Annotated in this window: 9 protein-coding genes; 6 read left to right on the top strand and 3 right to left on the bottom strand. The window is 69.1% G+C overall.

The genetic code is table 11. The annotated features are described in order from the left end of the window. Nucleotides 1-380: 380 nt before the first annotated feature. Nucleotides 381-722: a hypothetical protein gene (locus ABZ471_RS46660; RefSeq protein WP_359075238.1), complete on the bottom strand. Its 342-nt coding sequence runs from the start codon at nt 720-722 to the stop codon at nt 381-383. Then, entirely contained in the window at nt 719-925 is a 207-nt protein-coding gene (locus ABZ471_RS46655) for a hypothetical protein (protein WP_359075237.1), read from the bottom strand. Before ABZ471_RS46655 ends, ABZ471_RS46660 begins: the two co-directional genes overlap by 4 nt. 167 nt (nt 926-1,092) lie before the next feature. Between ABZ471_RS46655 and ABZ471_RS46650 the strand changes: the two genes are divergently transcribed. The 3 genes from ABZ471_RS46650 to ABZ471_RS46640 all read left to right on the top strand — a co-directional run bounded on the left by ABZ471_RS46650 (nt 1,093) and on the right by ABZ471_RS46640 (nt 3,155). Next, on the top strand, nt 1,093-1,842 hold the full coding sequence (locus tag ABZ471_RS46650; protein WP_359075236.1) for a DUF6879 family protein: 750 nt from the start codon (nt 1,093-1,095) through the stop codon (nt 1,840-1,842). Between the two features lie 10 nt (nt 1,843-1,852). Next, the gene (locus tag ABZ471_RS46645) at nt 1,853-2,704 is read left to right on the top strand and encodes a helix-turn-helix transcriptional regulator (RefSeq protein ID WP_359075235.1); all 852 of its coding nucleotides are present in this window, start codon (nt 1,853-1,855) and stop codon (nt 2,702-2,704) included. 184 nt (nt 2,705-2,888) lie between these two features. Beyond that, nucleotides 2,889-3,155, top strand: coding sequence for a peptidase inhibitor family I36 protein (locus ABZ471_RS46640; protein WP_359075234.1), 267 nt, complete (start codon nt 2,889-2,891; stop codon nt 3,153-3,155). A 500-nt stretch (nt 3,156-3,655) separates the two neighbouring features. On the opposite strand, the gene ABZ471_RS46635 is transcribed toward ABZ471_RS46640, so the two are convergent. Next, on the bottom strand, nt 3,656-4,909 hold the full coding sequence (locus ABZ471_RS46635) for a helix-turn-helix transcriptional regulator (protein ID WP_359075233.1): 1,254 nt from the start codon (nt 4,907-4,909) through the stop codon (nt 3,656-3,658). Between the two features lie 952 nt (nt 4,910-5,861). Between ABZ471_RS46635 and ABZ471_RS46630 the strand changes: the two genes are divergently transcribed. The 3 genes from ABZ471_RS46630 (at nt 5,862) to ABZ471_RS46620 (ending at nt 7,036) form a co-directional block, all read left to right on the top strand. Then, nucleotides 5,862-6,062: a hypothetical protein gene (locus tag ABZ471_RS46630; protein ID WP_359075232.1), complete on the top strand. Its 201-nt coding sequence runs from the start codon at nt 5,862-5,864 to the stop codon at nt 6,060-6,062. Between the two features lie 89 nt (nt 6,063-6,151). Then, complete coding sequence (locus ABZ471_RS46625) at nt 6,152-6,517, top strand: hypothetical protein (protein ID WP_359075231.1); 366 nt, start codon at nt 6,152-6,154, stop codon at nt 6,515-6,517. A gap of 135 nt (nt 6,518-6,652) precedes the next feature. Then, nucleotides 6,653-7,036, top strand: a complete 384-nt coding sequence (locus tag ABZ471_RS46620; protein ID WP_359075230.1) for a GNAT family N-acetyltransferase — start codon at nt 6,653-6,655, stop codon at nt 7,034-7,036. Nucleotides 7,037-7,921: the final 885 nt, after the last annotated feature.

Genomic DNA, 7,921 nt, shown 5'->3' with positions numbered 1-7,921 from the left:
TAGACGAGCGGCCCCCGGCCGGGGGCACTGGGTGCTCCCGCAAGGCGGGCGTTCGTGTGCAGGACCGCCCCTGACGGGGGCCAGGGACGGTCCTGCGTCTCCAGAGCTGCTCCCGCCGCGATACGCCGTCGAGGGGAACGCTGGAGGCCCTGCCCGCTCCCTGTGCGTCGGCGTGCGCGGGGAGCGGAGTTCAGGTCAGGTCGTCCGCACGTAGCCCCCGGCGTCCGTGATGGCCTTCTCTCCCCTGTAGTGATCGACGTGCCGCATATCCGCGTGGGGCGGCCGGGTACAGAACCCGCGCTGGCCGGGATACCACTCCCCGCAGTAGCCGGCCGCCCTCGCCCCGAGCGCAATCGTTGGTGCCGTGGTTGTCTTCGGAGTCATCGACGGCACTCCCTCTGCAGGCGGTACAGGCCCCGGCCGAGGACACAGTCCGCCGCCAAATCCGCGTGCGCGCAGAGCGGGCAGAACGAGGCGTGGTCGAGCATCGAGCGGTGCGCCCGGTCGGCCGTGCACGGGTGACAGCCCCGAGGGAACCAGCGCAGGGCGTCGGGCTGCTCGACCTGCTCGCCGAGGTCGACGGCGGTCTCGGCGGTCAGGTGCTGGCCGCACCAGACGCAGCCGCGACCACGGGCCCTTTCGCAGGGCAGGCCGTCTAGTCCCGGCAGATGTTCAGCCAGTGCGCCCAGAACTTCCGGCGGGACGTCCGTTGTGGTGGTCATGCTGCTGCTCCTCGGGGCTGGAGTGCCTCGGCCAGGCGCAGGGCCACGTCGGCGCGGACACGACCGAGCTCCACCAGGGCGAGGGCGGGTGTCGCCGGGTCGACCGCGAGGGACGGCAGGACGATCCCGGCCCGGTCCAGTGCCGCGCGGAGAAACTCCACAGCAACGAACGGGTCAACTGCGTGCTTGGGAGGTGAGGCCATGAACGAGACCGTACGAAGACACTGTTGACGCACGCGATGCGATGTTCTCGAATGTTCTCGCAAGCAGTCCGAATGTTCTCGTGTGGTCTCACGGAGGGGGCGGCACGCTGTAGTGCACGGGCTTGCAGCACGGTGATGCTGGTGGCCCACCCGATGACGGAGGCGACATGGCTCGACGACTGCGGTTCACCGGTACGGACAGCAAGAACGGCAGCTGCCCGGCGCTTCACGAGGACACGGGCTCTGGCGAGGTCATCGTCCAGGGCACACCACTCACCGACCCCGACGCCCTCGCCCAGCTCCAGCACTTCGGCCCGGGAGACGCTGCCGTCGTGGTGCCGCGCGAGTTGCTCGTGAACCACGCCCCCAAGGAGACGCAGCGCGTGCGCAAGGTGATCAGCCTGGAGGAGTTCGGGCAGCTCTTCCGCACCTTCGAGTACACGGCCTGGCACTTGGAGACCAGGGGCGGTTACGCCTCGGACCGCGAAGACCTCGGCTTCGACGAGTTCCTGCAGACGGGCGAGGCCCCCATGGACCTCGACAGCGACTGGTGCACGAACATCCGCCAGCAGACCGACAACGGCAAGTGCGTCGGCCGGGTCCGCGTCGTCGATGACCCGCCCACCGACGGCCAGCGGTTCCTTCTGAGCTACGCGCGGACCAACGCGGCCACCGGTGAGGACGTCCGTGCCGTTTGGCGCAAGGACGCGGTCCGTGCGCACCTGGGAGACGAGGACTTCTGGGTCTTCGACAGCCGTCTCGTCGTCGTGCTCCACTTCGACGATCAGGACGTCCTCGGCGACCTGGAGGTCATCACCGAGCCTGCCGCGGTCCTGGGGTACTGCCAGATCCGAGATGCCGCCGTGCATGTCTCCGTGCCCTACTACGAGTTCGCGGCGCAGCTGCGGCAGCACTGACGGGGAGCCAGTGAGTACCGACTTCCAGCAGGCCCGGGAAGCCCTCGGGGTCCGTCTTCGAGAACTGCGCCTCTCGGCCCCTGGGGGTCGGCTCACCGGCACTCAACTCGCCCAGCGGCTCGGTTGGGGGCACTCCAAGGTCTACAAGCTGGAGAACGGGCAGCAGACCGCCACCAGCGAAGACCTGCGTGCCTGGGCTGGGGGTGTTGACAGCCCTGATGCCTTCGACGAACTCGACGCCCGTCTCAAAGGCTTCGAGTCCCACATCCGTTCCTGGCGCCGCCAGCTCGCTGCCGGCCACCGTCCCGTGCAGGACGGCTGGAACCTGGAAGTCTCCCGGACCGGGATCATCCGCGCGTGGGAGGAGGCTGTCGTCCCCGGCATGCTCCAGACCGCCGACTATGCGCGGGCGATGTTCCTTCGGTACGCGGACCTTCACGGGACGACCCGCGACACCGACGAAGCCGTCCGAGCCCGTATGCGCCGGCAGGAATGGCTGTACGAGGCAGGTCACCGATTCCACGCGCTGGTATGGGAGGCGGCCGTGCACGCACTCATCTGCTCGCCGTCCATGCTCGCGGCCCAACTGGACAGGCTCGCGGGCATGGTCGGTATGGACACGGTCGAACTGGGGATCGTCCCGCTCAGCGCCTCGCTGAAGATCCCCGCGGCGAACGCCTTTTGGGTCTTGGACGACCGGCTCGTCATCACAGAAGACTGGCACGCTGAGCTGTGGCTGGACGATGCCGACTCCATTGCTACCTACCTGCGGGTGTGGGACACGCTGCGGGAGTCAGCGGTGTACGGGGTGGACGCGCAGAACGTCATCCTTCGGGCCCGGCGGGCGCTGAACGCACGGTGAGGCTGCGCGCGGATGGAGGTGCCCTCAAGTGGGCCGTACGCCGCACGCTGGACCCCCGGCCGTCGAGTAGCAGCTGAGCCCCAGGGCGCCGGATACCTGACGGTGTCCGGCGTAGGGAGGACGCGCGGCGTAGCGGAGTCAGCGGCGGGGGTGCGCGCAGCGGACGCTTCGTCAGGCTCGCCCCGTGTCCGGAACGTTCGAGCGCGGCGAAGGCGAGGCCGGCCGCGGCGGATTCAGGGAGGTCGGGTTCAACGACACGGCGTCGTCGGTGTGTAACCGCACTGGCAACACGATCGCGCTGTTCACCGATGCCGACCACGAGGGCGATGTGATGTACGTGGAAAACGACGTGGTCAGGGAAACGTTCAAACCGCGTTACGAGAACACCGTCTACCTGCACGGCAGGAATCTCAACGATGAGTTCTCGTCCATCCGCCTGACCGGAGCCTGATGGGCCCACACCGGTGGCACGGCGCCCGACGCCAGGCGCATCGGAGCCCGTCACGGACGCTCGGCAAAGGGACGCTCCGGCCCCACAGCGGGAGCACCAGGTTCTCGGCGCCGCGCTGCGCAGATCCCTGGCGCGTCGCGACCACAGGCCGTCACGGATGCCATGTCACCTGGCACATCGCAACCGCGCTCTCCCCTCGGCCCGCGGGTGGGCAACCCACCGCCGCCCACCCCCTGCTCTTCATCGTCAACCGCCACTGTGCTGCCGTCCTACTCCGGTGGTGCAGCACCCGTCGCCCGGACCCTCAGACTGGGCGTGTCCATCGCCCCGGCCCAGCACACCGGGGCCCCAAGTCCCCGTCCACTGGCCGCGATGGGTGCGCCGAGAAGTCCGCCGAAGGGCGGGCTGCAGTTGTCCCGGGCCCGCCGGGGTGCGCGGGGCTGGTGTGTGTTCCTGGTGGCGAGCGGGTGCGCTCGCCGGTCACATCGTTCGGCGTTTGGTCAGCGGCCGTTCCAGAAGGCGGCGGGGCGTATGGGGGTGGCGAGGCATCGGCGGGTGGGTGATGGGCTTGCTGTGCGCGTGGTGGCTCCGCCTAGTGCGCCTTGGAAGGCGATGAGGAGGTCTTCGACTCGGGTGCTGGCTGGTGGGGGGTCGTCGTGGGCGGGGGTTCTTGTGGTGGGCGGTTGTGGTGTGGGGCCCGGCTGGCTGGGGGTTTCGGCTTCCCATAGGGGCAGGAAGTAGGTGGTTTCGCCGTCGAGGACCTGGATGAGGCGTTCGACTTCTTCCCATTCGCCGGTGGTGGTGCCGTTGAGGAGGTTGGTGATGCGGTCCTGGTCGAGCTGGTTGCCGCTGGTGACGGCGATGGACCAGGGGGTGGGGCTGCCTGCTCGCAGGTGCAGGAAGCGCAGTGCGGAGGCGAGTGAGGTGGGGGAGGCCTGGCTGTCGCGCCGGGCGTTGGAGGTTTCCCAGACGTGGCGTAGGACTTCGGGGTCGGCGCCGCAGGCGCGGGCGAGTGCGGCGGCGTATTTCCAGGTGGGGAAGCGTTCGCCGGACATCAGACGTGAGAGGTGGCTTGCGGAGAGCCCGGTGCGGGTGGCCAGGGCTCTCAGGCTGAGTCCGGAGGCCCGCTGGAGGCTGCTGAGGACGTTGGCGAGGTCCTGCCCGGCCAGGGTCGCCGGAGGTACCGCCACCGGCATGGCCGGCAGTGTCGGTGCGGCGGGTGCTGGGCCGTCCGTGCCGCTGCTGGTGCTGTACCGGCTGGGTGTTGTGCCGGCGGGGCCCAGGGACGGCACTGACGGCGGCGGGGGCATCACAGAGGCGGCGGGGTGCTGAAGGGAGGGTGCGCGGCGGGCGGATGCCCACTTCTTGCGTGCGGTGTCCTTGCTCATGCCGAGCGGCGTTCCGATCTGCTCCCAGGAGGCGCCCCGCTGCTTGCTTCTGGCCACCATGTTCGGAGTGAGGCGCTCGGCAAGGACCTGGAGGCGGGCCATCTGCTCCAGGGGTGCTGTGACCGGGGTGCCGGGCTGGTCTAGGGCGTGCAGCAGGTCCCGGGACAGGTGCAGGATCTGGTTGAGCTGGACCCGCAGGGCCTGGTCGAACTCTTCGGTGTCCGGCGCCTGTTCGGCAGCTTGCCGTTGCCGGCGTGCCCTTTGGCGGCAGGCGGTGCTGCAGTACTCGCCGGGCCGTCCGGTGGCTTGAAGGCGCCGCTCCTTGCCGCACTGTTTGCAGGTCGGCTGAGCAAAAGTGTTCCCCATCGTGGTGATTTCCCCTTATCGGTGGCTTTCCCGGGCGACGAAATGGGGATCGTCGCCCGGGATTCGTGACGAAGAGCGGTGTGAGTGCATCCGTTTCGTCGTGCGGATGCACGCAGATGACGGTGAGGGCCGCGGGGACGTGGGCCCTCAGATCATCAGGACACCGGAGGCCCGCCGGGGCGGCTGCGCCAGGTCAGTACCGCCCAGACAGCCACCGCTACCAGGGAAGTTGCGAGATCCACCCAGCTGGGAGAGCCGGGGACGACAATGAGCGCCGGAGTGGCCAGAGCCTGCTCCGCGGGGGACACCGCAGGCGTGTTGCCGGGTGTTGCCTCCATGTTGCCGGGCGTGTCGCCGTGGACAACGGCTTTGTTATGGTCATGCGCGGACCGGCGCCGAAGGCGTTTGATCCCGCGGTTGAACGGGGAGGCAGTCAAGGGCTTCTCCTGTAGATCGAGATGCTGTGGAGCGCGGACCCGGGTCGTGGAAAGCGCGGGTTCGCGCTCCGTGACTGTAGTGACACCCTCTGCCCTGTGCCATTCGGTCATATGCCCCCAACTGCAGCACAACGCGGGACTGATCGGACACTTTCGTAGAGGTCACACGGGGAATCGGCTTGATTTTCGGATCTCTATCCGAAAACCCCTCCCGCACCTGCGGCGATCTTGGTATTTCTTGCAGTCCACCCCTGCGCTGAGCTGCATCAACATCCCGTCATGAGGCCCAGCCACGGCACTGCGACACGCGCCCGGGCGCGCGCCGGTCTCAAAAATCCGCGCACGAGCGCCGGGAACAGCAGGAAGCGCAGATCGCGTCGACGACCAGCCTGCTTCTCCCCGTTTCTGTACTTGACTGGACATGCCTCCCGTGGACAGGACGGGCACAGCTGAGGAGCCCCTGCACGAGCCCGCGTTGTCGGTGGCGGGGAGGGGCCTGGGGCACACGAACAACGATGACGGCTGTAGCTGTCGAGATCTCCCCCCGTCGCCCACTCCCGGACGACTCGCCGACAGGCGAGGGTCTGCCGTACTTCACGCGGCCCGTCGGACTGGCCGTGCCGCCGGTCACCCAGGTGAGGACCGTCGGCGACCTGGACACGGTCATGGACACCGTGAAGTGCTCGTGCAGCGCGGGCGACGACAACCCGCACTGACCTGACCACGAGCAGGTCGTAAGCGTGCAGGTCCCGGCCACCTTCGGCCGGGGCCTGCACCGCATGCGGCAGGTGAGTAGCGTGCGGCTATGCGCTTCCACTGGGACTGGATTCATCCCGTGTTGCCCGTGCCATACGTGCCAACCCTCGGCCCCGTCCACCCCGAGGCACCCTTGCCAGACCTGTTCCGCGCGGTGTGCGAGGTGGCCGGTACCGGAGAGTTCCTGCCGTACGACAAGGACCGCCGCTGGAGCACCGTGAAGGCTGAGCAGATCCTGACCGGCGACATCCAGCACACCGAGCAGCAGACCCTCGTGCCCACTATGACCGAGCGTGGCGGGCGTACAGTCAAGGTCCATGTTTTCGGGCAGCAGCCCGACAGCCTGACATCCGGGGCCGCCCTGGCCGTAAAGCTCGCCGTCGTCCACGGCGCGGCACGCGCCCGGATCATTTGACTCCTCAACCTCGAGCAGCCCGAGACCTACGCGCACGGCACCGGCACCCGTGTACAGCTGAAGACGTTCACGCCCGGCCTCCAGGAGCCCGAGCCCAGCGCCGACGTACGCCCGTGGCACGAGCACGACACCGGCATGCGGGCGTCGTTCGCCGCATTCGCTGAGGAGATGAAAGCCGACGGCTTCGCATTCCTGCACGAGCAGATGCAGACGGGCGGCGTCGGACCGGTGCTCACCATCGCCGACGGCAGCCGCATCCTTGGAGCGATCGGCCCCATGGAGACCATGTCGGACGCAGCCAGCCGCAGCCAGCTCCTCCCGCAATACTTCGGCGTCCTGCCCGAGACACGCGGCCACGGATACGGACGCGCGCTGTGGCGGGCCGCCATGTGCTGGGGCCGCCACCACGGTGCTGATTACCAGCTGCTTCAGACCGAAGTCGGCGGCGCCTCCGATCGGCTGTGCACAGCCGAAGGCCTCACTGTGCTCGGCTATGTGTGCACGCGCATTGTCGACTGAGAGACGCGCAGGGTAGTGCTCGGCGTTCAGGGCCGCAGCCGCGGCAGTGCCCGCAGCGGAGTTCACCGGGCATCGCGCTCATCCCGGCAGGCTGGCCCGCCTGCCCCCGAGGGGCCGGTGGGCGGGTCAGGCCGGCTGGCGCCGTCGTCGCCTACGCCGAACTGCTGTCGGACCTGGTGCAGGTGCTCGACCTCGACTCTCCACACCCTCACAAGCCGCAATAGCGTCTCTCCCCGGCACCGTCCTGTGACCGACACGGCCGGCCTCGCCCTGGAGGACGGTTGCGCGTCGGCCGGGGCCGCCGCGCCGCGCAGCAGGCCGAGTGCGGCCTTGTGGACCACCATCGAGTGGGGGGGACCGGTGCGGCCCGCGCCGCGGGGCCCCGCCAGCCGGCGCGCGACCGCCGTCGAAGGGCCCCAGCCTCCCAAACGCTGATGGCACACGACCAAGGTGCGGGGGGTGCCTCTATGCCCTCAAGGCTGAGTGGTCTGGGGTGGCTGTTCCGGTGGTGCGTGGTTCGTAGAAGGTGCCGTCGCGGAGCATCGCGAAGAGCACGCCCATGTGGTGCCGGGCGAAGCGGAAGAGAGCCTGGATGCGGGTCTTCCCCTGATCCCGCCATATGCCGCCCCTGTCGTTCGCCTGGCTGCAGGTGAACTAGGGTCGGTCGTGATCCACTTGAGAGCCCGCCGGGGCTTGGGCTGTGTTGCCGGAAGCGTGATCACGCGGCGTCCCTCGCCGGGGCCGGTGCCCCCGGGCACGTCACAGCGCGAACGCCGGGACCCCGGGGGTACGGGGTCGACCGCACACCCCCGGTGCTCGCGAGGGCGTCGCGGGCGGCGGCGCGAGGGCCGGCCCGATCAGCGGCATGACGGCCGCCAGTATCTC

Origin of the sequence: Streptomyces sp. NPDC005728 (assembly GCF_040630895.1) — a bacterium.
In the GTDB taxonomy this organism is placed as follows: domain Bacteria; phylum Actinomycetota; class Actinomycetes; order Streptomycetales; family Streptomycetaceae; genus Streptomyces.
The sequence above is the reverse complement of the archived record's forward strand: the minus strand, read 5'-3'. Positions and strand labels throughout refer to the sequence as shown.